Origin of the sequence: Wolbachia endosymbiont (group A) of Anomoia purmunda (genome assembly GCF_947251545.1) — a bacterium.
Taxonomy (GTDB): domain Bacteria; phylum Pseudomonadota; class Alphaproteobacteria; order Rickettsiales; family Anaplasmataceae; genus Wolbachia.
Genome location: NZ_OX366362.1, coordinates 1,406,505 through 1,431,100, shown reverse-complemented (window position 1 = coordinate 1,431,100; position 24,596 = coordinate 1,406,505). Strand labels below are relative to the sequence as shown.

24 protein-coding genes and 2 pseudogenes are annotated in these 24,596 nt (G+C 34.4%); 13 read left to right on the top strand and 13 right to left on the bottom strand.

What is annotated here, in order from left to right; genetic code table 11:
* Window positions 1-9: 9 nt before the first annotated feature.
* The 3 genes from OPR57_RS07375 to rlmB all read right to left on the bottom strand — a co-directional run bounded on the left by OPR57_RS07375 (window position 10) and on the right by rlmB (window position 2,110).
* A complete protein-coding gene (locus OPR57_RS07375) occupies window positions 10-546 on the bottom strand; it encodes a cytochrome c oxidase assembly protein (RefSeq protein ID WP_265036482.1) in 537 nt (178 codons plus the stop codon).
* Entirely contained in the window at window positions 547-1,269 is a 723-nt protein-coding gene (locus tag OPR57_RS07370) for a Bax inhibitor-1/YccA family protein (protein ID WP_265036481.1), read from the bottom strand.
* Between the two features lie 79 nt (window positions 1,270-1,348).
* Window positions 1,349-2,110, bottom strand: a complete 762-nt coding sequence (rlmB, locus tag OPR57_RS07365) for a 23S rRNA (guanosine(2251)-2'-O)-methyltransferase RlmB (RefSeq protein WP_265036480.1) — start codon at window positions 2,108-2,110, stop codon at window positions 1,349-1,351.
* 92 nt (window positions 2,111-2,202) lie between these two features.
* Between rlmB and OPR57_RS07360 the strand changes: the two genes are divergently transcribed.
* Window positions 2,203-2,703, top strand: coding sequence for a Smr/MutS family protein (locus OPR57_RS07360; RefSeq protein ID WP_265036479.1), 501 nt, complete (start codon window positions 2,203-2,205; stop codon window positions 2,701-2,703).
* Window positions 2,704-2,892: 189 nt separating this feature from the next.
* Window positions 2,893-3,261: pseudogene (locus OPR57_RS07355) on the top strand (IS4 family transposase); the annotation flags it as partial.
* 13 nt (window positions 3,262-3,274) lie between these two features.
* On the opposite strand, the gene OPR57_RS07350 reads toward OPR57_RS07355, so the two are convergent.
* Both OPR57_RS07350 and OPR57_RS07345 read right to left on the bottom strand, forming a co-directional pair.
* Window positions 3,275-4,603 carry an IS4 family transposase gene (locus OPR57_RS07350; protein WP_406831693.1) on the bottom strand — a complete coding sequence of 443 codons (1,329 nt, stop codon included), beginning with the start codon at window positions 4,601-4,603 and terminating at the stop codon, window positions 3,275-3,277.
* Window positions 4,604-4,934: 331 nt separating this feature from the next.
* The gene (locus OPR57_RS07345) at window positions 4,935-6,848 is read right to left on the bottom strand and encodes an ATP-dependent helicase (RefSeq protein ID WP_265036477.1); all 1,914 of its coding nucleotides are present in this window, start codon (window positions 6,846-6,848) and stop codon (window positions 4,935-4,937) included.
* A gap of 150 nt (window positions 6,849-6,998) precedes the next feature.
* On the opposite strand from OPR57_RS07345, the gene OPR57_RS07340 reads away from it, so the two are divergent.
* The 8 genes from OPR57_RS07340 to ccmE are packed head-to-tail and all read left to right on the top strand — an operon-like array spanning window position 6,999 to window position 14,124.
* Window positions 6,999-7,586: an NADH-quinone oxidoreductase subunit J gene (locus OPR57_RS07340; protein WP_265036476.1), complete on the top strand. Its 588-nt coding sequence runs from the start codon at window positions 6,999-7,001 to the stop codon at window positions 7,584-7,586.
* A complete protein-coding gene (gene nuoK, locus OPR57_RS07335) occupies window positions 7,577-7,885 on the top strand; it encodes an NADH-quinone oxidoreductase subunit NuoK (protein WP_265036475.1) in 309 nt (102 codons plus the stop codon). The genes OPR57_RS07340 and nuoK overlap by 10 nt, the downstream gene beginning before the upstream one ends.
* Window positions 7,886-7,889: 4 nt before the next feature.
* On the top strand, window positions 7,890-9,746 hold the full coding sequence (gene nuoL, locus OPR57_RS07330) for an NADH-quinone oxidoreductase subunit L (protein WP_265036474.1): 1,857 nt from the start codon (window positions 7,890-7,892) through the stop codon (window positions 9,744-9,746).
* Between the two features lie 3 nt (window positions 9,747-9,749).
* The gene (locus tag OPR57_RS07325) at window positions 9,750-11,192 is read left to right on the top strand and encodes a complex I subunit 4 family protein (protein ID WP_265036473.1); all 1,443 of its coding nucleotides are present in this window, start codon (window positions 9,750-9,752) and stop codon (window positions 11,190-11,192) included.
* Entirely contained in the window at window positions 11,189-12,553 is a 1,365-nt protein-coding gene (locus OPR57_RS07320) for an NADH-quinone oxidoreductase subunit N (protein ID WP_265036472.1), read from the top strand. Before OPR57_RS07325 ends, OPR57_RS07320 begins: the two co-directional genes overlap by 4 nt.
* Window positions 12,554-12,570: 17 nt before the next feature.
* Complete coding sequence (locus OPR57_RS07315) at window positions 12,571-13,614, top strand: biotin--[acetyl-CoA-carboxylase] ligase (RefSeq protein WP_265036471.1); 1,044 nt, start codon at window positions 12,571-12,573, stop codon at window positions 13,612-13,614.
* Window positions 13,611-13,748, top strand: a complete 138-nt coding sequence (locus OPR57_RS08230; protein ID WP_458694356.1) for a CcmD-like small membrane protein — start codon at window positions 13,611-13,613, stop codon at window positions 13,746-13,748. Before OPR57_RS07315 ends, OPR57_RS08230 begins: the two co-directional genes overlap by 4 nt.
* Window positions 13,732-14,124, top strand: a complete 393-nt coding sequence (ccmE, locus tag OPR57_RS07310) for a cytochrome c maturation protein CcmE (RefSeq protein WP_265036470.1) — start codon at window positions 13,732-13,734, stop codon at window positions 14,122-14,124. The genes OPR57_RS08230 and ccmE overlap by 17 nt, the downstream gene beginning before the upstream one ends.
* 77 nt (window positions 14,125-14,201) lie before the next feature.
* Here ccmE and OPR57_RS07305 read toward each other — a convergent pair whose 3' ends face one another.
* The 3 genes and pseudogenes from OPR57_RS07305 to OPR57_RS07295 form a co-directional block, all read right to left on the bottom strand.
* On the bottom strand, window positions 14,202-14,630 hold the full coding sequence (locus OPR57_RS07305; protein WP_265036469.1) for a hypothetical protein: 429 nt from the start codon (window positions 14,628-14,630) through the stop codon (window positions 14,202-14,204).
* Window positions 14,631-14,753: 123 nt separating this feature from the next.
* Entirely contained in the window at window positions 14,754-15,068 is a 315-nt protein-coding gene (locus OPR57_RS07300) for a hypothetical protein (RefSeq protein WP_265036468.1), read from the bottom strand.
* 62 nt (window positions 15,069-15,130) lie between these two features.
* Window positions 15,131-16,525: pseudogene (locus OPR57_RS07295) on the bottom strand (magnesium transporter MgtE N-terminal domain-containing protein); the annotation flags it as partial.
* Between the two features lie 102 nt (window positions 16,526-16,627).
* Between OPR57_RS07295 and OPR57_RS07290 the strand changes: the two are divergent.
* Both OPR57_RS07290 and gltX read left to right on the top strand, forming a co-directional pair.
* Window positions 16,628-17,959 (top strand): IS4 family transposase, encoded by a 1,332-nt coding sequence (locus OPR57_RS07290; protein ID WP_406831669.1) that lies wholly within the window; start codon window positions 16,628-16,630, stop codon window positions 17,957-17,959.
* Between the two features lie 384 nt (window positions 17,960-18,343).
* The gene (gene gltX / locus OPR57_RS07285; RefSeq protein ID WP_265036466.1) at window positions 18,344-19,666 is read left to right on the top strand and encodes a glutamate--tRNA ligase; all 1,323 of its coding nucleotides are present in this window, start codon (window positions 18,344-18,346) and stop codon (window positions 19,664-19,666) included.
* 470 nt (window positions 19,667-20,136) lie between these two features.
* On the opposite strand, the gene OPR57_RS07280 is transcribed toward gltX, so the two are convergent.
* The 5 genes from OPR57_RS07280 to OPR57_RS07260 form a co-directional block, all read right to left on the bottom strand.
* The gene (locus OPR57_RS07280) at window positions 20,137-20,514 is read right to left on the bottom strand and encodes a cytochrome c-type biogenesis protein (RefSeq protein WP_265036465.1); all 378 of its coding nucleotides are present in this window, start codon (window positions 20,512-20,514) and stop codon (window positions 20,137-20,139) included.
* Window positions 20,498-21,538, bottom strand: a complete 1,041-nt coding sequence (locus OPR57_RS07275) for a hypothetical protein (RefSeq protein ID WP_265036464.1) — start codon at window positions 21,536-21,538, stop codon at window positions 20,498-20,500. Before OPR57_RS07275 ends, OPR57_RS07280 begins: the two co-directional genes overlap by 17 nt.
* Entirely contained in the window at window positions 21,531-21,893 is a 363-nt protein-coding gene (locus tag OPR57_RS07270; RefSeq protein WP_265036463.1) for a ferredoxin family 2Fe-2S iron-sulfur cluster binding protein, read from the bottom strand. Before OPR57_RS07270 ends, OPR57_RS07275 begins: the two co-directional genes overlap by 8 nt.
* Window positions 21,894-21,965: 72 nt before the next feature.
* Window positions 21,966-22,199: a hypothetical protein gene (locus OPR57_RS08105; RefSeq protein ID WP_410541047.1), complete on the bottom strand. Its 234-nt coding sequence runs from the start codon at window positions 22,197-22,199 to the stop codon at window positions 21,966-21,968.
* A 131-nt stretch (window positions 22,200-22,330) separates the two neighbouring features.
* Window positions 22,331-23,005, bottom strand: a complete 675-nt coding sequence (locus tag OPR57_RS07260; protein ID WP_320157492.1) for a septal ring lytic transglycosylase RlpA family protein — start codon at window positions 23,003-23,005, stop codon at window positions 22,331-22,333.
* Between the two features lie 26 nt (window positions 23,006-23,031).
* Between OPR57_RS07260 and OPR57_RS07255 the strand changes: the two genes are divergently transcribed.
* Window positions 23,032-24,585, top strand: a complete 1,554-nt coding sequence (locus tag OPR57_RS07255) for a UDP-N-acetylmuramate--L-alanine ligase (protein WP_265036462.1) — start codon at window positions 23,032-23,034, stop codon at window positions 24,583-24,585.
* Window positions 24,586-24,596: the final 11 nt, after the last annotated feature.

Below are 24,596 nucleotides of genomic sequence, written 5' to 3'. Positions count from 1 at the left end.
AAAAGTTTGTTACTTAAGCTTAAAGAACGTGTATGATAGTGTTATTTCGCTCAAATCTTTTGTGTTGTTATTAAGCATTATCTCAGGATCTATATAGAAAGATACGGGCATAGCTGCTTTTTGTTTTGGTAGCAACATTTGTTCTTCAAAACAAAAGCATGCAACTTTATTGAAATACTTACCTGCTTTGAAAGGCGTAACGTTATATACTGCCATACCAAATGAAGGCTGATCAGATAGATTTTTTGCGTAATAAAACGCTAAACTTTGTTCTCCTATGTTTACGTCAACGTAGTTAGTTTCTGATTTAAATTCCCAAGGTAGATCGGACATTATATCAGCATTGAAATGAATCCTGATTTTTTGGTCAGTTCCACTTGTTATTGTGTTAGTCACTTTTCTTGTTGTGCCACCATACCCGGTAGCTTTACAAAAAATGCTGTATAGAGGGACCGATGCATATGCAAGACATAACATCAAAAAAACTAAAGATATTAAAAAGAAAACTATAGAACTCTTACTGCCTTTCCTTAAAAAGGAAAACATCTAATCCCTATTGTTGAACAAGTTAAGTAACCTGAGTAAATTGAGGAATATATTGATAAAGTCAAAATAAAGATTAGTTGCACCGAGTATTGCCAATTTAGTAGTAGCGACTTCTGATCCGTCGTTATATTTATAATAAACGTCCTTGATTCTTTGAGCATCATACGCAGTCATTAAAGTAAACACTATTACTGATATAAATGATATTGCAAAGTAGAGAGGACTACTTCCAAGGAATAAATTTACTATAGACGCAATGATTAACCCCCAGATTCCCATAATCAAGAAAGAGCCCATACTTGTAAGATCTCTTTTTGTAGTATTACCATATAAAGCCATAGAGCCAAACATGATTGATGTAATGAAAAACGCCCTTGCTATATTTTCTGCAGTATAAACTATGAAAACATAAGATAAGGAAAGCCCCATTAATACTGAGAACGAGAAAAATATAGTAACGGTAGACTGAGCACTTAGGTGTTGAATTCTATAAGACATGTAGAACACCAGCGCAACTGGAGATAGCATTACTACAAATCGCATCACAGGATTATAATGAATTACTTGAAAAAGACCAGAAAATACCGTTAGGAATGCAACAAGCCCTGTGACGCCCAAAGCTAAAGCCATGTAATTATATACTTTAGTTAGGTAACTTCTAAGCCCAGCGCTATAGTAAACGCCTTGAGAGCGAATATCCTGTTCATTTCTCATATAAGACATAATATAACTCCTTTTGTCCATTATTTAACACATTATAATATAAAACCACATTTTTATCAAGTATTTTTATTATAAACAGCTATGCGCTGGCATTTGTTTTAATATAAATAGAATATAGGCCTATTGCTGCTGCATTTGAAACATTTAAGCTGTCAATTACGTTTGATATTGGGATCTTTAAAAGATAATCACAATTTTCTTTAACTAACCTCCGCATTCCTTTCTCTTCAGAACCAAAAATGATCACTCTTTTTTCTCCAAAACTCTTTATTTCCTCTATATCCTCCCCAGCATTGCAATCAAACCCGTAACACCAGTAGCCGACCTTTTTTAAATACTGCATAGTTTTTACTATATTTGTAACGTATATTAGCGGAACAATATCCAATGCTCCACTTGCTGCTTTTGCAATAGATGCATTTTCGCCAGGTGAATGATTATGTGGTAAAACCACTGCATCAACATTAAAACAAGCTGATGTTCTAAGAATTGATCCTATATTGTGTGTGTCAGTGACTTGATCTAAAATTACTATAGTAGAGCTGTCGCTTGAGTTTGCTATTTCTTCAATGCTTAAGTTATAAAGAATAGGGGCAACATTTAAAGCAATTCCCTGATGGTTAGCACCTTTGGGTAAAACGTCATTAAGTATTTTGTTTTCTACTAATCGAACTTTAATGCCCTTACTGTCTACACATTGCCTAATTTCTTTTTCGTGTTCTCTATAGAAATTTTCTGTTGCTAACAGTTCTATACACCGCCTATTTTTATTCTTCAGTGCTGAAATGCAGGTGTGCTTTCCATACAGCCAAAAATTCTCATTAGTTTTTGACGATTTCATCGTATTATTGAAAATCGGGTTTTTATAGAATAAGCAACATTTTACTATGTTTGGATATTGTTGTAAAATTATACAATTCGATTAATGCGTTTATGTCGGACGATGAGTTGGATTGGCAAAAAAATGTTAAGCCAATAGAATGTGGAAAAGTTACTTTGAAAGTTGATCATAAAGTAAATATAAAGTCTATGGTTGATAAAGGTACCTCCGACTTACAAGGGAATTTTCTTAATACCAATAATAGTAACTCATCATTTTGTCTTGACCAAAACACAAAATCAAAAGTTGATAGGGGTAAATATTTTATAAGCGATAAGCTCGATTTGCATGGCTATAATATAGAGGATGCTTACTGTAAATTGATAGATTTTATTATCAAAAATTATCGAGCAGGAAATAGATGTTTATTGGTAATTACGGGATACGGCAGTGCAACAGGTAAAACAGACACTATAAAGAGTAACTTAAATAAATGGTTAAATGATACTAAAATCCAGCATATGGTTCTATACTACCAACAAGCTACGAAAAAACATGGTGATAAAGGGGCTTTTTATGTTTTATTAAGAAGGAATAAAAACCTTGAGTCCTGATACTTAAAATTCCTTTTAAGCCTTAATTTTTCTTGTATAACCATATAAAAATCAGTGTTCGGCAGCGCACGGCGCACAATTGTACAAACCATACGCGTCAAGTTAAGGAAAAGTGTAAGTAAAATTGATAGAGTGAAGGAAAAGAATAAGGTATAAGTTCTCTTGGATATGTGAATGAGAGAACTTACAATGGACAGAATAGCTTGCTTATCAAAAGACCTCAATGAATTCTTTAATGAAAAAGCAGACGAAATATCAATTGCAGTAGGTTTTATAAAAAGAAAGAGAAAACTTAATGGCTCATCATTCATAAAAGCTATGGTTTTTGGTAACATAGGAGTTGGTGATTGCAGCATAGAAACAATGTGCCAATTGCTAAATGAAGACTCGATAGAAATTACAAAACAGGGTTTGGATTTTAGATTTACTGAAGAAGCAGTGGAATTTATGAAAAGAATGTATAATGAATCTTTAGTTTTATTTAAAAACAGCTTACAGGTTGATTGCAGAATTTTGAAGCAATTTAGAAGCATTAAGCTATTGGATAGTAGCTATATTCATACGCGTCAAGTTAAGAAGCAAGGGTAAGAAAATTCAATGAACTTAAGGTGGATACTCTAGTTTTTCTATATCTATCTTTCACAGAAAATTGTGACCAGTCTGTGGTAAGTTTTTTCAGGAAAATTCTCAAATTATTAATTTTACTGCTTAACGCTAAAAACAACTCCCTAATCCTTCTTTTTAATTCAATGAATGCCTTTGTTAAACTCAGCTCTGTATTCTCTTTCAGTTTTATACAACCAACTATTCCATGAAATATAAGAATTGCGCACAATTTAGCGTATAGTTCACATAATACTCTGTATGGTTTTCCTTTAAGTTCGTCAAGCCTGATGTGACTCTTATACAATTTAAATAATAATTCAATCTGCCATCTTACCCTGTAAACTGTTAATACTTGTTCAGCGCTGATTTTACTCTCTGGAACGTTAGTTATGAATATCGACCAATCCAGCAATTTTTGATTCTTTTGAGAAGATGTATATCCATGTGATTTTGCTAACTTATTAGCCCTTCTTCTAATTATAGACTGTTCTTCAGTTAATTTTTGACATATAATTCTCACTTTAATTTTTACTTCTTTTCCTAATAGCACTTCCATCTCTAGAAGGGATTGACCTTCTAAACATTCCAACAACTCTATTTTTTGATTTGTTTCTATATCATATATATTGGTATCAGACTTATAACGACTAACAAAATATGCACCTGCTTCATCAATCTGTTTAAAAGAACTAGGCACAAAGTAGCACAAATCAAATATTAGCAAATCATTGGCTGATAAACCGTTCAGATAATCCCTATAACCTTGATCCGACCTTATTCCTTCTATTAAATTTAACTTATCTAGCGCTTGGTTCAGGTAATCAAAGACTAACTGCAGCTTTATTCCTGATTTGGTATTACTCTCACAATCTCTATAGCTACTCCCATATCCTTTGTACATATCTTCCATGCTACTGGGCAGGCTAATATAGCTACTATCCAATAGCTTAATGCTTCTAAATTGCTTCAAAATTCTGCAATCAACCTGTAAGCTGTTTTTAAATAAAACTAAAGATTCATTATACATTCTTTTCATAAATTCCACTGCTTCTTCAGTAAATCTAAAATCCAAACCCTGTTTTGTAATTTCTATCGAGTCTCCATTTAGCAATTGGCACATTGTTTCTATGCTACAATCACCAACTCCTATGTTACCAAAAACCATAGCTTTTATGAATGATGAGCCATTAAGTTTTCTCTTTCTTTTTATAAAACCTACTGCAATTGATATTTCGTCTGCTTTTTCATTAAAGAATTCATTGAGGTCTTTTGATAAGCAAGCTATTCTGTCCATTGTAAGTTCTCTCATTCACATATCCAAGAGAACTTATACCTTATTCTTTTCCTTCACTCTATCAATTTTACTTACACTTTTCCTTAACTTGACGCGTATGGCAGAGAGAACCATATGCTACTTTTAACTTATGTAAAATTACCAAGGATTATGGAGAAGATATGCTGTTTTGATTTGTGTGAAAATTATTGTTGACTTATGTGCAATTAGAAAACTTATTCCCAGTTGACGTCTTCATGCCTAATGAATTTTGCATTTCGGGTGTCACGTTGGATAGCGAGTTTGACTATCGCTATATCTTCCTCATGTAGTAAGGGCTGCAGTTATAGCTTCAACAGTAGGCGTTACTCTTGATTACCTCAACATTTTCTCTTGGCAATTCTTTAATGAACCGAGAAGTGCGCATCGGTTGCCACTGGTTGTTAATTTCCCTCCTATCTGCACATGAAATGATTAACCTTTCCTTTGCCCTGGTTATGCCAACATATGCGAGTCTCCTTTCTTCTTCTAAAGCTTTACCACTTTTGTCATCAAAAGATCTCTGATGAGGAAATAATCCCTCTTCCCAACCAGGTAGAAACACGCACGGGAATTCAAGTCCTTTGGCTGCATGAAGAGTCATAACATATACAGTATCATCGTTATTCATATTATCCACTTCCATCACCAGACTTATATGCTCCAAGAAAGTTGTGGCATTATCGAAATTTTTTAAAGATGAGATGAGCTCTTTGACATTTTCTATTCGTGCTAAGCCTGTTACCTCATCATTTTCAAGCATTTCAATATACCCTGATTGGTTTGCTACGATTTTAACGAATTCATGCAGTGGTTTTACGCTTACTATTTCTTCCCAAGCTTTAATTTTATTTAAAAAATCGTTGAGTGAGAGTTTAATTCTTTCAGTTACTTGATTACTATTAACTAGTATTTTTGCTGCCTCAAAAAAAGAAATTTTATTATCCTGAGCAGTCGTGTATATTTTCTTTAGAGTTGTAGCTCCTATGCTTCTTTTTGGCCGATTTACTATCCTTTCGAAAGCTAAGTCATCGTTATTGTTTGTAACAAGTCTTAAATATGCAATTATATCCCTGACTTCCTGACGTTCGTAGAATTTTACGCCACTTATAATCTTGTAGGGAATTGAATATTTTATAAAATACTCTTCGAGAACTCTAGTTTGAAAAGTGGCCCTTACCAGCACTGCAATGTCACTAAATCTGTATTTATTGAGCTTTAATATCTGTTCGCTTATGAACCTTGCTTCAGCTTTTCCGTCCCATAATTTTATTAGATTTACCTTTTCCCCTTCAATGTTTGTTGTCCACAATTTTTTTTCTAAGCGAGTCTTATTGTGATTGATAACATATGACGCAGTTGCAAGTATGTGGGATGTTGACCTGTAGTTACACTCTAGCTTGAAGGTTTTTGCATTTTTAAAATCATCGGAGAACTTCAAAATATTTTCAACTTCTGCACCACGCCAACTATATATCGACTGGTCATCATCTCCTACACAGCAAATATTTGAGTGCTCTTTTGCAAGGTATTTTAGCCAAAGATATTGTATTGCATTTGTATCTTGATATTCATCTACCATGACATATTTAAACTTGTTTTGGTAGTAGGACAGAACTTCGGTCTTTTGATTGAAGAGTTGTATGTTATATAGCAATAAGTCACCAAAATCGACAGAATTAAGAAATTTCAACCTTTCCTGATACTGGTGATAGACTTTGAGTGCAGTTACATATACTGGCCTAAATGATTGAATATCTTCCACTTCAGATGGCAACAAACACTTCTCTTTCCATTGCTGAATAATATTCATAATGGTCTTGCATTTTTCTGATAGGTAATCAGGGCTTATTTCATTCATGACGTTTTTTATTACCTGTAATTGGTCATCCACACCAATGATTGTAAAATTGGGGTTTAAGCCCACAATTTCTGCATGCAGGCGCAAAATTTTTGCTGCAATTGCATGGAAAGTGCCAAGCCATGGTATGTTTGTGCTCGTTAGCTCAAGTACCCTTGATACCATCTCATTTGCTGCTTTGTTTGTGAATGTAACAGCTAATATTTCATCAGAATAAGCGTGACCATTTCTAATTATGTGTGCTATTCTTGAAGTAATCGTTCTTGTTTTTCCGGTTCCGGCTCCTGCCAGTATCAAAACTGGTCCATCTATGTTAGTTACAGCTGATTGTTGTTCTGGATTTAGCAGTGAGAGATAATCGTTCATTGTAGCCCTATAGATTATAACTTCGTAAAGTTAAACCTATGATCGAAATATTGTAAAGGTTTTATTGAATAGAACAGTTGTTTAATATAATATTGACTTTACCACGATAGTTACTTTAAATTAGTAACTATTGTTGCAGTTAAAGTATCGATGCCTTTTTTCTTTTATTTTTTTGCAATTCTTAGCATTTTATCTGCTGTATGCGTAATTAGTGTAAGAAATCCTGTGCATGCAGTATTATTTTTAATTTTCACCTTCGTTAACTCTGCAGTGCTTTTTATTCTCCTTGGAGCTGAATTCATTGCTATGATGGTGCTGATAGTATACATCGGTGCGGTTGCGGTGTTGTTCCTCTTTGTAGTTATGATGCTCGATATTGACTACATAAGGTTGCGCCAGGGTTTTGCAAAGCATTGCACTCTTGGTGCTATGTTGTGTGTTGTGTTTTTTCTAGTCATCAGCTTTGTAATCCGCAGCTCAGCACCGAATATAAGCAATGTTATAAACTATAATACCAATAATGTGAAAGCTATTGGTAATTTGCTGTATACCGACTACATGTACGCTTTTCATCTTTCTGGTATTCTGCTGCTTGTTGCAATTGTTGGTGCAGTTGCTCTTACTTTGCAGGACAAGAAAAAAGGAGTTAAAAAACAGAATGTATTAAAGCAATTGACACAATCTTCATCTGTAAGATTGATTAAGGCTAAATTTGGAAAAGGAGTAGAATGGAAATAGGATTAAATCACTTTTTGATAGTTGCTGCTATTTTGTTCACTATTGGAGTGTGGGGTATTTTCATCAACCGTAAGAGCATAATCAATATATTGTTATCAATAGAAATATTATTGCTGGCAATTAATATCAACTTAGTTGCTTTTTCTGCCTTTATGAATGATATAGTTGGGCAAATTTTTGTGATGTTTGTGTTGACTGTTGCGGCAGCAGAGTCAGGAGTTGGGCTTGCAATATTGGTTGTATATTATAGAAGCCGTGGCAATATAGATGTTGAACAAGCAAATTTAATGAAAGAATGAAAGTATGATGGATATACTGAAATTAATAGTATTTTTGCCACTTTTTGGTTCGCTATTTGCAGCACTTTTTAGAAAGGATGTTTTTGGTCAGTTAATTACAACGGCAGGGATTGGAATATCTGCAGTTTTATCTTGGTATGTTTTTCTCACCTTCTCTGAAAACTATCATTTAGTTTTATTTCCTCTATTTTCATTAAGTGTATTAAAAGTAAATTGGGCAATTAGTGTGGATGCTCTCTCATCCTTAATGCTGATTGTTATTACCACCGTTTCACTGGTAGTACATCTCTACTCTATCGGTTATATGGAGCATGATAAGGGGAAGTCGAGGTTTTTTTCTTACCTATCGCTATTTACGTTTTGTATGATTGTGCTGGTTGTAAGCGATAATTTCGTGCAGCTTTTTTTTGGCTGGGAAGGGGTTGGCCTATGTTCTTATTTACTCATAGGATTTTGGTTCCAAAAATATTCTGCAAATAATGCAGCAATTAAAGCATTTGTTGTGAATAGGGTAGGAGACTTTTCACTATTGATTGGAATCTTTCTTATTTATTATACATTTCACTCTTTGAATTTTACTGAAGTTTTTGACACAACTGATCTTCTTGGCACGCAGAACATTAGGGCATTCTGCTGTGAATTCAAAGTAACTCATATAATATGCATATTACTTTTTATTGGCTGTATGGGTAAATCTGCACAGCTTGGTTTACATGTTTGGTTGCCAGATGCAATGGAAGGGCCAACTCCTGTTTCTGCACTTATTCACGCAGCAACGATGGTAACAGCAGGTATATTTTTAGTAGCAAAGTGTTCTCCATTGTTTGAGTTATCAAATGTGGCACGAGAATTAATAGTTATCGTTGGAGCACTCACTGCTTTTTTTGCAGCCACCGTTGCAATTACTCAGAACGATATAAAGAAAATAATTGCTTATTCAACCTGCAGTCAACTTGGTTATATGTTCATGGCATGTGGGCTTTCTGCTTACAATATTGCTATTTTTCATTTAATGACACACGCTTTTTTTAAAGCTCTACTATTTCTTGGTGCTGGCAACGTGATTCATGCAATGCATCATGAGCAAAACATTCAGAAAATGGGAAATTGCTGGAAGAAAATCCCTTGCACTTACACTCTCATGTGGATTGGATCTCTTGCACTTTCTGGAATATTTCCATTTGCAGGTTTTTACTCAAAGGATTTGATAATTGAACATGCTTATAGCACGGATAGCTTTGCTTTTATAATAAGCTTAGTTGTTGCATTCTTCACAGCGTTTTACTCTTGGAGGTTATTCCTTCTTGTGTTCCACAGCCAAAAACAAAGTAAAATTAATATACATGAGGCACCAAAGATTATGCTTATACCATTACTGATACTTGCTTTTGGTTCGGTATTTTCTGGAGTGTGGGGAGCAAATATTTTGAACATAACTAGTAATGCGTTTTGGAAATCAAGTTTAGTGATGATTGATGAGCATGGAATTCATAATTTCTTTATAAAACTACTGCCAACCTTAGCGAGCCTAAGTGGAATAGCACTTGCGTACCTAATTTACCAATATCAAGTAATTAGGCAAATTAAGAGTAAATTTTTACTTAAGTTTTTGCAGAATAAATGGTACTTTGATGAGGTATATGAGTTTGTTATCATTGCACCGATAAGGTTTATATCTAGGCTTCTATGGAAATTTGATGTTAAGGCTATTGATTCATTTGGACCAAATGGTGTTGTAAGGTTGGTTAATGAATGTTCAAAAAGTTCTGTAAAGTTGCAAACTGGTTATATATTTGATTATGCATTTATTATGTTTGTTACTTTAATAATCGGTGCTTTATATATTATTGGAATTAAATAGAAGGTGTTGTTACTTAGTATATTCTTGCTTCCACTGATAGGAGCGTTGATTTTACCCTTAATCAGGATTAATCATCAATCTATACACTTAAGATTCCTTGCCCTATTTTTTGCTGTACTTCCATTTTTGCTTAGCATTGTAGCTTGTATAGAATTTGATTATAACAATGCGGACTTTCAGTTTGTCAGCTATCCAATCAAGAATGTAGGAATAGGGATAGATGGTATATCGTTGCTTTTCCTTCTGCTTACAACTTTCTTGTTTGTAATTTGTATACTCTACAACTGCAAAATGAGCTATACGACCCTCAGTCCATATATGGCATTGTTTCTACTGCTTGAGAGTTTTGTAGTCGGTTTTTTCGTTTCACTGAATGCTATAAGCTTTTATGTGTTTTTTGAAGCTGTTTTAATACCAATGTTCTTTATTATTGGCATCTGGGGAGGAAAACACAGGGTATATGCAACGTTTAAGTTGTTTCTTTATACATTAACTGGCTCATTATTATTCCTACTTGGATTGGTGTACATCTATAGCATTTTTGGAACGTTTAATATACAAAAATTAGCTACATTAGTGCCAAGCCTTGATCTTGAAGTGCAGTCATTGCTGTGGATTGCATTTTTTATTTCTTTTGCAATAAAAGTACCGATGTTTCCATTTCACACTTGGCTTCCTGATGCGCATGTGCAATCACCAACTTCTGGATCTGTGATTTTAGCTGGCTTGCTTATTAAAATGGGGGGATATGGATTTTTAAGGTTTTCTATTCCAATGCTTCCTCAGGCAAGTTTGTATTTTTCAAATTTCGTTGTTGTGCTGAGCATTATTGCGGTGATATATGCTTCTCTAGTTGCGTTTGCTCAAGATGATATAAAGAAGTTAATAGCTTATTCTTCAATAGCACATATGGGGATCGTTACTGCTGGCCTCTTTTCATTTTGTGAGGAAGGAGTACTGGGTAGCATATTTCAAATGATTAGTCATGGCCTTATTTCTGCTGCTTTATTTTTATGTGTTGGAATGCTATATACTCGAACTGGAACTTTGGAGATTGCAAAGTATTTTGGCATAGTAAACACAATGCCAAAATTTGGTTTTATGTTCATTTTATTTTCAATGGCTTCAATAGGGCTACCTGGAACATCTGGGTTCATAGGTGAGTTTTTGGCTATGGTTGGGATATTTAAGAGCATAGGGTTTTTTACAGGATTTATCGCACTTGGCACTATTTTAAGCGCAGTTTATATGCTGAATTTATGTAAGCAAATAATATGGGGGGTTAGCTATTCTAAATTATTAAATAACCGCTTGGATAGCATAGAATTTTCTGTCTTAATTCTGCTTGCAGTGTTTGTTATTTTGCTTGGATTCTACCCAACCCTTGCACTGAATTATTTGAAGCCATGTATGGCAAACTTGTTAGTCAAATATAATGCGCTATGAATTATATACAGATATTGCCGGAAACGTTCTCTATTATCTCTTCGTTAGTGTTGCTGCTGCTTGGGATCATATTTAACCGCCGAACTATCAACTTATTAGCACTTGGCTGCACAGTGGTAACTTTGATTATTTTAATTCTTTCGGCAGAAAACAATGAAATTTTTCTCTTTAATTCGTTGTTAAAACTCAATTTATATATCAGGTCAGCCCAAGGGTTAATTCTCAGCACAGGAATTTTAATACTTTTGATGCTGAATTTATCAAAATATGACTATAAATATGAATTTTCAATACTGATTCTTTTTGCGCTATTTGGCATGATAACTTTAGTTTTAGCAAATAGTCTGATTTCTTTTTACTTAGCTTTTGAGTTGATGAGTATATCTTTATATGTTCTTGCGAGCTTTAATAAAGATTCGATTTATTCATGTGAAGCAGGAGTGAAATATTTTACACTCAGTGCGTTATCTTCCTGCATTATGCTGTATGGTATGTCATTGCTTTATGGATATACAGGGCAGACCAATTTTTCTGAGCTCAGTTCATTCTTGCAAAACCATCAGATAACTTATGGAATAGTTTTTGGGTTAGTCTTTGTCCTAACTGGTTTGTGTTTCAAGCTTGCTATTGCTCCTTTTCATATGTGGGCTCCAGATGTCTATCAAGGTGCACCTACCATAGTAACTGCGTTTTTTTCTACAGCTCCAAAAGCTGCACTTGTAACATTTTTAATTCGATTGATGAATGAAGAGTTAGTAAATGTAAAAAGTTATGTTCAGCCTATTTTCTTATACGTTTCAGCATTGTCTGTGCTTATCTCAGCTTTTGGGGCCTTGCGTCAGCAAAACTTAAAAAGGCTGCTTGCTTACAGTTCAATTGGTCACATTGGTTTTATATTTGCTTCACTTTCTATTTTTACACAAGCAGGAACAGATAGTGCCTTAATGTATCTGGTGATATATATCATCACAAGCATAGGGCTATTCTCATATCTCGTACAAATTGACGATGACGATTGTGATATTGCAAACTTGTCTGGTATAGGGAAGAAACGCCCAATTGTAGCATTTCATCTTTCTGTACTGTTACTCTCGATGTCGGGAATACCTCCACTTGCGGGTTTTATCGCTAAATTTTTTATATTCAAAAGTTTAATAAATTCTGGCTTTATCAGCCTGTCCTTGATTCTTGTAATAGCAAGTGTTATATCGTGTTACTATTATCTAAATATCATAAAAACTATGTATTTTGATAAAGCTAGTGGTAATAAGGTTGCTTATTCTAAGGGTCTATTCATTATCACTTCAGTGGCTTCACTGATCAACCTCGTTCTTTTCTTGTACGTTTTACTCACTCATTGAACTAAAGGGCTGACAAGGTGATCCCTGAGGGTTTTCATATTCATCATTACAAAAAAGTTTCAAGCACTAATAAAGAAGCGTTGGATTTAATTGATAAAGGAATATCAAATGAAACCGTTATTGTTGCTGATAAACAAACAGAGGGTAGAGGGCGCACTGGAAAAAACTGGATTTCTCCAGAGGGTAATTTCTGTGCGAGTTTGGTGATAAACCTCTTTAACGATTATCTGAATGAAAGCCAGCTTTCGGTGTCATTCCAGCGCGTGACGCTGGAATCTAGAAATCAAGAAGAATGGTCAAGCACACAACTGTACAAACGTTGTGGTATTCCCACCAAGGATGATGTCATCCCAGTGCCCAGACACTGGGATCCAGAAAACTTAATTACAAATGGGCACATCAGGCAACTGTGTAATAAGAACTGGATTCCAGTGTCACGCACTGGAATGACACCACATACCACCTGCAAATTGCAATGTTCGCATAGTTATGCGTCAAGCAGTGGGGAAAATACTGGGATGACAGAAAGAGGTTTAATGAATCAAGTTGGCAAATTAACAGAATTGACTTTTGTTACTGCTCTTGCTGTTGGAAATACTATACTGTCATTTATAAATGGTCTAAATCTCCAGTATAAGTGGCCAAATGATGTCCTTATTGATGGCAAGAAAATAAGTGGAATATTGCTTGAAAAAAGATCCAATTCGAATTGGCTCATTATAGGAATTGGAATTAATGTCAATCATGCACCACTTCCAGGAACAACATGCATTAGCAATTACGGTGAGTCTGTGTCTAACATAGATCTATCAAAGGAATTAATAATAAATTTTAATAAGATAAGAAAGCAATGGCTATTTGATGGGTTTTATGCTATAAGAAAAATGTGGCTCACAAGAGCATTTAAGCTGAATGAACAAATCAGTGTAAAGTTAGCTGACAAATTGCATGAAGGAATTTTTGCTGATATAGATAAAAGTGGTAAATTGGTGCTGCAGCAAAAGGATGGAAGCTTAATTTATTTTGATGCGGGTGAGTTATTTATTGATAATGCATTATGAATACGTATGTGATTTTTGCTTACCTTATTAGTTTTATCTTGATTACCGGAGAACTGATTTTTACCATTTCTTGCTATACTAAAAGTAAAAAAATTCTAGAAAGCCTTAAAAGTAATAATGAAGAAGAAACATAAGCGATTACTTATAACTTCAGGAATTTTCTGCTTTTTAAGCTGCATAGTCTTTTTTATTTTAACAACACTCAAAGAAAATATCTCATTTTTCTATACAGTAAGTGAAGCCATAGTCTTGCCAAATAATCAAAAGCCAATCCGTGTTGGTGGTATAGTTGTTGAAGATAGTGTGATACGGAGCGAAAGTGAAGTGATTTTTCAAATGACAGATTTTAATAAGAGCATTATGGTGAAATATCAGGGAATACTTCCACCAATGTTTTCAGAAAAAAGTGGTATTGTTGTGCAAGGTAAAATGTCTGATAACAGTACTTTTCTTGCAGATAAGGCGTTTGCAAAACATGATGAGAACTATATGCCGAAAGTTTTAAAATAGATTCCTTAATCTGGCTATATTGAAATAGTATGTAGAGAGAGTAACAGCCTGCTAGCAAGCTGTTGCTTTCTTAACTATCACAATACATCAGGATGGGTTGGTGCTGTCCATTCATCTATGTTATCACCACCAGTTGTTCCTGTTTTTAAATTTTCAACCTCTTCTTTTAGGTTGTTAAGGTTTTCCATCAAAGTTTCATAATCCTTCTCAGTCTCCATAGCTATCATCTCAAGCCTATCTAAATTTTTATACAATAGATCCATTTCATCTTGACAATCCTTCAGCTCATTATTCAATTTAGGAACAAATGTGTCGTTTAAATCTGCGATTAGTTTATCTAGAATTGTGTGGACATACTTGACATGTGCATTCTTTTCTTTATCGCTCTCAAAAGATTTAGGCTTAATTTTGACCTCTATGTCGTTTATTATTCTATATTCGTCTTCGACTATTCTGCTTACTGGTTCAAAGTCTTCTCCGCTTTCTTTTATACTGTAATTACTCATATTAACTCCTATAAAAAATTATAATTTCAAAATCAATTCAGCTACATTGAAGTGGTATGTGAAAAAAGTAATAGCCCACTGGGCTATTACTTTTTCTTATTTTTGCTAATTATTAGCTATTTTCTATCCTAGTGGATTTAACTCTGGAGAAAAAAAGGTGTTGGGATTTGTTATGTCAGAATCCGTGAATGAATCTACTTCATCTCTCAATTTATCGATTTTCTCAATTAAAACTGAATCTTTATCACCAATTTCCTTCTTTATTGTAGATAAGTGCTGTGTGGTTTGGCTTACTACATTATTGATATGTTTTATTATGGAATTGACTGATCCTACAAATGTCGAAGTTTGTACCATCCCTTTAGTTCCTGATATCTCTTTTAATGGTGTCTCAATTAACTCCACATTAAATTTTTTATCTTCTGTTAAATTACTCATATCTATTAACTCCTTAAATAATAATATTAAAAATAATGTTATTCATTATCTTCTGTAATCTGCTAAACAGATATGGAGTAATCCTGAACAGTATAAGCATCATTACTGTTAAGGTAATACTCTTCATTTACTACAGAAGAATGTTGATAGCTAAATTGATTGGGGTTAACTATATCATCACCTTCCAGCAATTCCTTAAGTTCTTCAAGTTTTTCTTTCATTTCCTCTTGTTTCTTGTTTTGTTCATCAAACTTCTCTTTTAATGCATCAATAATAGCTTTAGACTGATCTTGATTGCTGAGATCACCAATCACAGCTGTCACTTTCTCATAAGGCAGTTTGTGAATGATGTCTTTAAGCTCTTCTGCTCCTACGTTATCCAAAAGTTCTTTAAACTGCTCATTAGACATATTGCGAGCAAAAGCTTGAAGTTTTTCTGAATTATCAACTAAAGACTTAATGATAATCTGAATCTTATTAGAATCAGTTAAATCCTGAGCAATTGCTTCGAGTTTCTCATGATCAAGCTTATTAACTAAGTCTTTCAGTTGGTCTTCTTGCAGACTATTTACTAAAGCTTTCAACTGGTCACCTTCTAATTCTTTAGAAAGTATTGTCAAGTGGTGCTCAGCCAAGTCTTTTGCAAGCACTGTAAATTGCTCGTCATTTAAAGTTTTAATAAGTGCTTTGAACTGATCCACTTTTAAGTGAGGTAAAATTTCTTTTACTTGCTCTGGATTTAAGTCTCTCACTAGAGCTTCAAGCTGAGTATCATTTAAAATAGGAACAATTATTTGTAACTTTTCTGGATTTAGTTCCTGAGCGAGAGTTTGTAATTGGTGGTCAGTTAGGTGATCCACTAAAGCTTGGAGTTGCTCATCTATTAAGTGTTGGACTAGAACTTGCAGTTGGCTTGAACTCAGCTCAGGAATTATTCTTTGTAGTTGATTATCTGTTAAATTCTGTAAAAGGACCTGCAGTTGATTTGAATTCAGTTCAGGAGTTATTTTTTGCAGTTGCTCGTTACTAAGAGTATTGGCAAGGGTTTTTAGTTGGTCGTCTGTTAGGCCCTCGACAAAAACTTTGGCAAACGCGCTTGATAGCAACAGTAGCACATCTCTTATATGTCTCTCACCGTAGTATAACATAATGTCTTGTAATACCTCATTGTCAGGTGAATCGATTATATTTCCTGCCTCGTCTGAAAAATAATATTTATTGTTGCCAGTATCTGAATCTTCCCATGTTACATATTTGTATTCCAATTTTTTTGATTCAATAGAACTGTTACACTGATTTTTGAGAGTCCGATCAGGTTGTCTTGTATATGATAACTTAGCCAACTCATTACCGTAATATACAAATGTATGGTTAATTTTTACATAATCTAAGTTAGAATCACTTTTATAATCTTTGTCTACCAGATTTCCTTCATTTTCTTCCTCCAGACATATGTAACCATACGCGTCAAGTTAAGGAAAAGTGTAAGTAAAATTGATAGAGTGAAGGAAAAGAATAAGGTATAAGTTCTCTTGGATATGTGAATGAGAGAACTTACAATGGACAGAATAGCTTGCTTATCAAAAGACCTCAATGAATTCTTTAATGAAAAAGCAGACGAAATATCAATTGCAGTAGGTTTTATAAAAAGAAAGAGAAAACTTAATGGCTCATCATTCATAAAAGCTATGGTTTTTGGTAACATAGGAGTTGGTGATTGTAGCATAGAAACAATGTGCCAATTGCTAAATGGAGACTCGATAGAAATTACAAAACAGGGTTTGGATTTTAGATTTACTGAAGAAGCAGTGGAATTTATGAAAAGAATGTATAATGAATCTTTAGTTTTATTTAAAAACAGCTTACAGGTTGATTGCAGAATTTTGAAGCAATTTAGAAGCATTAAGCTATTGGATAGTAGCTATATTAGCCTGCCCAGTAGCATGGAAGATATGTACAAAGGATATGGGAGTAGCTATAGAGATTGTGAGAGTAATACCAAATCAGGAATAAAGCTGCAGTTAGTCTTTGATTACCTGAACCAAGCGCTAGATAAGTTAAATTTAATAGAAGGAATAAGGTCGGATCAAGGTTATAGGGATTATCTGAACGGTTTATCAGCCAATGATTTGCTAATATTTGATTTGTGCTACTTTGTGCCTAGTTCTTTTAAACAGATTGATGAAGCAGGTGCATATTTTGTTAGTCGTTATAAGTCTGATACCAATATATATGATATAGAAACAAATCAAAAAATAGAGTTGTTGGAATGTTTAGAAGGTCAATCCCTTCTAGAGATGGAAGTGCTATTAGGAAAAGAAGTAAAAATTAAAGTGAGAATTATATGTCAAAAATTAACTGAAGAACAGTCTATAATTAGAAGAAGAAGGGCTAATAAGTTAGCAAAATCACATGGATATACATCTTCTCAAAAGAATCAAAAATTGCTGGATTGGTCGATATTCATAACTAACGTTCCAGAGAGTAAAATCAGCGCTGAACAAGTATTAACAGTTTACAGGGTAAGATGGCAGATTGAATTATTATTTAAATTGTATAAGAGTCACATCAGGCTTGACGAACTTAAAGGAAAACCATACAGAGTATTATGTGAACTATACGCTAAATTGTGCGCAATTCTTATATTTCATGGAATAGTTGGTTGTATAAAACTGAAAGAGAATACAGAGCTGAGTTTAACAAAGGCATTCATTGAATTAAAAAGAAGGATTAGGGAGTTGTTTTTAGCGTTAAGCAGTAAAATTAATAATTTGAGAATTTTCCTGAAAAAACTTACCACAGACTGGTCACAATTTTCTGTGAAAGATAGATATAGAAAAACTAGAGTATCCACCTTAAGTTCATTGAATTTTCTTACCCTTGCTTCTTAACTTGACGCGTATGGGCCATATAAGAGCCCCAACAAAATTTAGAAAACCCATAAAAACCTCAGCTAAATCCAGAGAAAATACGCTTAAAATGTTTGATTTTGGTGAAAAAACATTACATTTTTCGGTTACGTTTTAGCTGTTCTTTGCTTTCAAACAAAAGCATATAGCCTTACTACAGTGGTATTACAGACATTTTCAGTTAATGTTGCTGCTAGATTCTTGCTTGGTATACTCAAGTAGCCTTTTCCATGCCAATAAACCGTAGTTCTTTAATGCTAATTATGGATCAGCCAAGAAAGAAGAGTAGGAAACAGATCTCGCTTGCTTTAGCAGTATATTTATATAAAATTAAAATAAATTAGAGTAAACAATATTGCTGTTTAAATGCTAACAAGATTCGCTCCAAGCCCAACTGGCTATCTCCATGTAGGAAATGTACGAACTGCTCTGGTTTGTTGGATGTACACACGCAATCAAAATGGAAAATTTTTACTCCGTTTTGATGATACTGACCTTCAGCGTTCAGATGTCAAATATATAAATAATATCATAGAAGACCTAAAATGGATTGGTATCGATTGGGATGCAAGTTTTAAGCAATCAGAGCGCTTTGAGCGCTATAACGAGGTGTTCTTGCAGTTAATAAAAGAAGGGCATATTTATGCATGCTATGAAACAAGAGAAGAGTTAGAAATTAAACGAAAATTGCAGTTAAAACAAGGACTTCCCCCGGTATATAACAGAAGCGCGTTACTTCTAACTGAGCAAGAGAAAATTCGTTATGAGCAAGAAGGAAGAAGACCACATTTTAGATTTAAGTTGGATAGAAATGAGGTTGTTAAATGGAATGATGAAGTTAAAGGCGAAATAAATATTGCAACCAATAGCATCAGCGACCCTGTGGTAAAAAGAGAAGATGGAATGTACACATACATGTTACCTTCTGCTATCGATGATGTTGACTTTAATGTAACCCATATTGTACGCGGGGAAGATCATGTAACTAATACAGCAGTGCAAATCCAAATGATTAAAGCATTAAAAGCGAAAATTCCTATGTTTGCTCACCTTTCTCTGCTACATTTTGATGATAGCAAGATATCGAAACGGAAAGGCGGGCTGGATATCAAATCTATAAAAGAAGATGAAATTGAACCAATTGCGCTAATTAGCTATTTAGCAAAACTTGGAACATCTGATCCGATAGAAGCTTATGTTGACATACAGTCTTTAATTGACTCATTTGACATTAAAAAATTTAGCTCAGCATCTGCACAATTCAGCTTGAGTGAAGTATATAAGCTAAATAGCAAAGTGCTGCAACAAATGCCATTTGAAATGGTGCAAGACCGTTTAAATCAAATTGGAGTGGACTCCTCAGAGTTTTGGTATTTTATAAGGAACAATATAGAAAGGTTTTCTGAGGTGGCCAAGTGGTGGAAAATATGCAAATCCGATATAGAGCCTGTGATTCTTGATAAGGAGCTTATAAAAATTGCGTTCAATGCATTGCCCCAAGGTGATTGTAATGAAAACACGTTGTCAGAATGGGTAAAAACTATTCGACAAACAGTGGATATAAAGGCAAAAGACCTATTTACGCAGTTGCGTTCAGCTTTAACAGGAACAGAAACAGGACCAGAGCTCGCTAAATTATTAATTTTTATCGGCAAAGAAAATATCATTGCAAGGTTAAAAGAAAAGTGAAAACCAAAGAATTATAGCTAATGCAATCCCTACGTCATACCGCGATTCATTCCATAGCTGTACGAACATTCATTTTTGAAGGTAAATTGCACAGCAAATGGTGTCATCCCAGTGCCTAGACACTGGGATCCAGGAATTTTATTAAGTTGGCGAGCATAAAAATAGCTGTTTTATGTTAAAATACAACGTTTTGATGATTATGGAAAGGCTGGATTCCAGTGTCACGCACTGGAATGACACCCTTCCTGACAGAGATTGTTCTCAAATCACAATGTTCGTACAGTTGTGGATCTTGGCACTGGGATGACAGAAGAAGGAAGCACTAGAACAGCGAGAGGGGGCTGCAAATTGCAATGTTCGTACAGCCGTGGATTCATTCGCAGTATCTTAGCATAGATCCCGCTAACAAGCAGCGGGATGACGGTTTATCAAATCGTCAACCTAAGTCACTTTAGCTATATATAAAAGGTTTAAGTGGTTGTATTGATGTATTTTCGTATTAGAAAACACCCAATAAGCAGAGTTGTAAGTGGAATAAACCACAAAATGTAAGTGCTAGATGGTACGATTATAATTGAATCTCCATAAGAATTTTTTAGCTCTGAGATTATCTCTTCATCAGTATATCCATCATTGATTTTTTTACGAATTGCTTCTCGCATATCATACGCGATCTGAGATCCAGATTCAGACAATGATTCGCCAGAACATATTGGACACCTTATTATTTCAAATAAACTGGTTGCTCGTTTTTCCATGCTTTTATCTCTGAATTTATTATCCAGAGTAAAAGCATTTACGCCTGAGTGGAATATCAATATGAAAAGTAAACTAACTACTGCTCTCATCCTTGGTTAATTGGGTTATTTTACTGAGCTGGTTCATAAAATCAGTGGTGGATAACTTTCCAATAAAGCTTGACCCTACATCATCATCGTACTTTATTGAAAATTGAACGCTGTTATCAGTTGTTTTTTCTGATAAGGAAGACATTAATTTTTCAAACACATCTGAAGTTTTTGAGTCACCAATCATAAACGAGATTAATTCTTTATAATTTGATATAGCCACGTTGATTTTGTCTTTAAATGAAGACGTAACCAAATTATAATTTTGCACTCCACCATCTGCAGCAAGAGAAAAATTATTACTTTGAATTAAAAATTTCTCTATGTTGAAATTAATTCTGGAAGCTGAGATGTGGTTTACAAATTCGTAATCAAGTTTAGTGTCGATACTAAGGTAACTTTCAGGACTTGCAGTATTTTTATACCGATAAGTATAAAAATCAAATCCTAGTTTAGTATTTCCACTTGGTTCTTTATCGAGGTGAAATTGAATGTAATTGCTTTTATCATTCACTTCAGTTATAACACTTTGCTGATTTTCTAAAACATCACATTTTAATCCATAATCTTCGTAACGAAGTGTATCTATATAGTCTATCACGGTACTATTTTTGTTGAATCGCAATGAAGATGGTAAATCGTTTAGTCTAACAACAAAGTGGCTGCTATCGTTTGTGTGGCATTTTATATTCTTTTTCTCATCACCATGAACAGCAATGTTGACTTCATTGCTTGGTATGTAGATATATACTGATTTATCAAACAATCTATTTTTTATCAATAAAGCATCAGATGAGATGGTTAATTGCTCATTGGAAAACTTTGGGTTTGTCACACGGAAAATTAGGTTAGAAGGAAATCCACTAAAATCATGTGAAATATCAAATTTTTCGTCGTTAATGTATAGTATTGTTTCAGCTAAAAGATTTTTTACCTTACATGCAGAAAAATACCAAAAACCACTATACGCTACAGGAATAAACAAGAGTAAAGAGATGATAATATAGATAAAAATCTTACGCATGATTCACCTGTTTATCTAATGATATGTTTCTTGTACCCCTTGGTATGGTTACACACAAGCCATTGATATCTTTTGTGATTTTTATTTGGCATCCAAGCCTCGACGTCTCTGTTAAGCCGAAAGCTAGGTCTAACATATCATTTTCCTCATCAGATATGGGATTATGCGTTTCTACAGCATCATAAAATTCTGGATCAATAATCACGTGGCATGTAGAGCAAGCAAGAGAACCTTCACATGCACCTTCAAGCAGATCTGGATCACTTCTGTGGGCTAAATTGAGCAGAGTTTCTCCCTCTGCAGCTTCATAGCTTTTCTTACTCCCATCAGGTAAAATAAAAGTAACAGATGGCATATTATTCCTATTAAAATCCTTACTAATTTCTCTATATCCTACAGGTAATAACTAATATTTGCAAACTCTTTGTCATCCCAGTGCCCAGACACTGGGATCCAGGAAAAAGAATGATGTCATTCCAGTGCCTAGACACTGGGATCCAGAAGACTTAATTTCAACCAAGTGGCTGCATAATAAAGGCTGGATTCCAGTGTCAGCTACTTTCATGACATCGTTTACTATGTGCCATATTTCAATGTTCGTACAGCTATGGAATGAATCGCGGTATGACGGTTCGCGGTGGCGTGACGATAAGCCCGTCATCCCGCTACTTGTTAGCGCCGCGGCGGTATAGCTATAAATTGTTGATATCTTTTTTATATCACATTTTTAACTTACAATAGTTAGCCAGCGTTCCTTACATTAACCAAATCTTTCAAATTCTGCACTCACCACTACCTATCACTCACTTTCACGCAATATTGATCGTTCTTAAAAAGCAATCTAACATTTTTTATTCCTTGATTGCGAAGCTTTGATGCAGCTGATTTAGCAGCCTGAGCATTTTTAAAAAATGCAACATATCCCTTACTTTCTGCACTGTCTTGTTTCGGGTGACGTTTCTGCATTTCTTTTTCATATTGCTTTCGGTAATGAGGAGTATTTTGTATCAATTGTTCTGACATCTTTCTTAGGTATTGGACTTTTACTTTTGCAAGCCCAGATTTATGAAATCCTAAGACTTGAGCTGCTTTTTCTGATAAGTCTATTATTCTGCCTTCAATAAAAGGCCCTCTATCGTTAACCCTTGTAACAAGCTTTCTTCCATTTTCTAAATTAGTGACAAGAACAAAGCAGGGTAGGGGCAAAGTCCTATGCGCTGCAGAGATCAAGTGACGGTTAAACACTTCACCATTTGCTGTAAGCGTGCCATGATCTTCTATTCCATACCACGACGCTATCCCTATCTCTTCATAGTGTTTACAGTTTTTTGGATAATAAGTTATACCATTTATTGTGTAGCTGCTGCCAATTTTATAATGACCTGCAGTGCAATTAAACCTGTTGCTAACACTGCAGCTACTCATCAAAACGAATATTAGACATAGGAAGGCTAGGTTTTTTATCATTGTATTCGGTAAGAGGGTTCGATACTATGAGGATTTTAAATTATACTATAATAAATTTAGTAATGAGTAAACATCTACTGCTAAATATTAACAAAACTCAAAAAGGAATAATACATATTATTGGTATAGGTGGAATTGGAATGAGCGCTATTGCTGAAATTCTTCACAATTCCAATTACAAAGTTCAAGGCAGTGATGCGCAGTCAAACAACAATGTAGATAGGTTACAAAAGCTAGGTATAGAGGTTTTTATTGGTCACAATGCTGATAATATAAGCCAAGCTCAAATAGTCGTACATTCTTCTGCAATAAAATCTGATAATGTGGAGTTAATTGCAGCAAAAAATAACAATAAAATCGTTTTGCATAGATCAGACATGCTTGCTGAACTTTTAAGAGATAAATATGTGATAGCAGTTTCAGGCTCAAGTGGAAAAACGACAACAACAGCAATGATTGCTTCCATTTTTGATCATTCTGGCATTGATGCGACTGTAATTGTAGGAGGAATACTAAATTCATACCAGAGTAATTCAAAACTTGGAAAGAGTGACATTTTTTTAATCGAAGCTGATGAGTCTGATGGAACCATGCTAAAAATTCCTGCAAATATTGCTGTCATAACGAGTATTAACGACGATCATATGGATCATTATGGTACATTCGACAATATTAAAAATGCGTTTTCTCAGTTTATAAGCAAAGCAGATTTTGCAGTTTTGCCTGATTCTGTAGGCATTAATTATGATGCAAGTAACTCTGTGATGTTTGGATTTGAGGATGCCAATATTAAAGCTGTTAATATTAAGCAGCATGCTAACAGCATAGAATTTGATGTGTTTATTGATGATAGTTGTATGGTTCAAAATAACTGGATCCCAGTGTCAAGCACTGGGATGACAAAGGAGAAGGAGCAACAGGAAAAGACGCTGATGTTGTTTCAAAAAAAATGGGTGTCATCCCAGTGCTTGACACTGGGATCCAGCCCTTTAAAAAACACAGTACTATCAAACGCAATAGGTATTCACAAAGTAAGCAACGCCTTAGCTGCAATATCAGTTGCGATAAAGCTCGAGATTAGCAATGCAGAGATTAAAAAAGGCCTTTTGGAATTCAAAGGAGTAGCAAGAAGATTTTCTTTAATTGCTGATATCAAAGGTGTTAAGTTAATTGAGGATTATGCCCATCATCCAAATGAAATATATGCAACTTTAACGGCTGCACGTTCGATTACTAAAGGAAAAGTAATAGGAATTATCGAACCACTTCGTTTTGCTCGCATTCGTAATTTTTTTGATGAATTCATACGAATTTTCATGATGTTTGATTATGTCATCCTTACTCCTGTTCATCCTCCAGAAGATAAGCCCATTCCTGGTTGTGGAATTGATGATATACAGAAAGCTCTAGTCAGTAATAACACAAAAATTATGAATGATGCTTTGCTCATTTCACATTTTATTAGTGATTCGACAAGTCCAGGTGATATAGTATTATTTATTGGTGCTGGTAGTAATATAGCTAAATTGGCAAAGGAAGCTGCGAAGCTCATAGCAGAAACTATACAAACATCTAGTTAAACGATAGAATA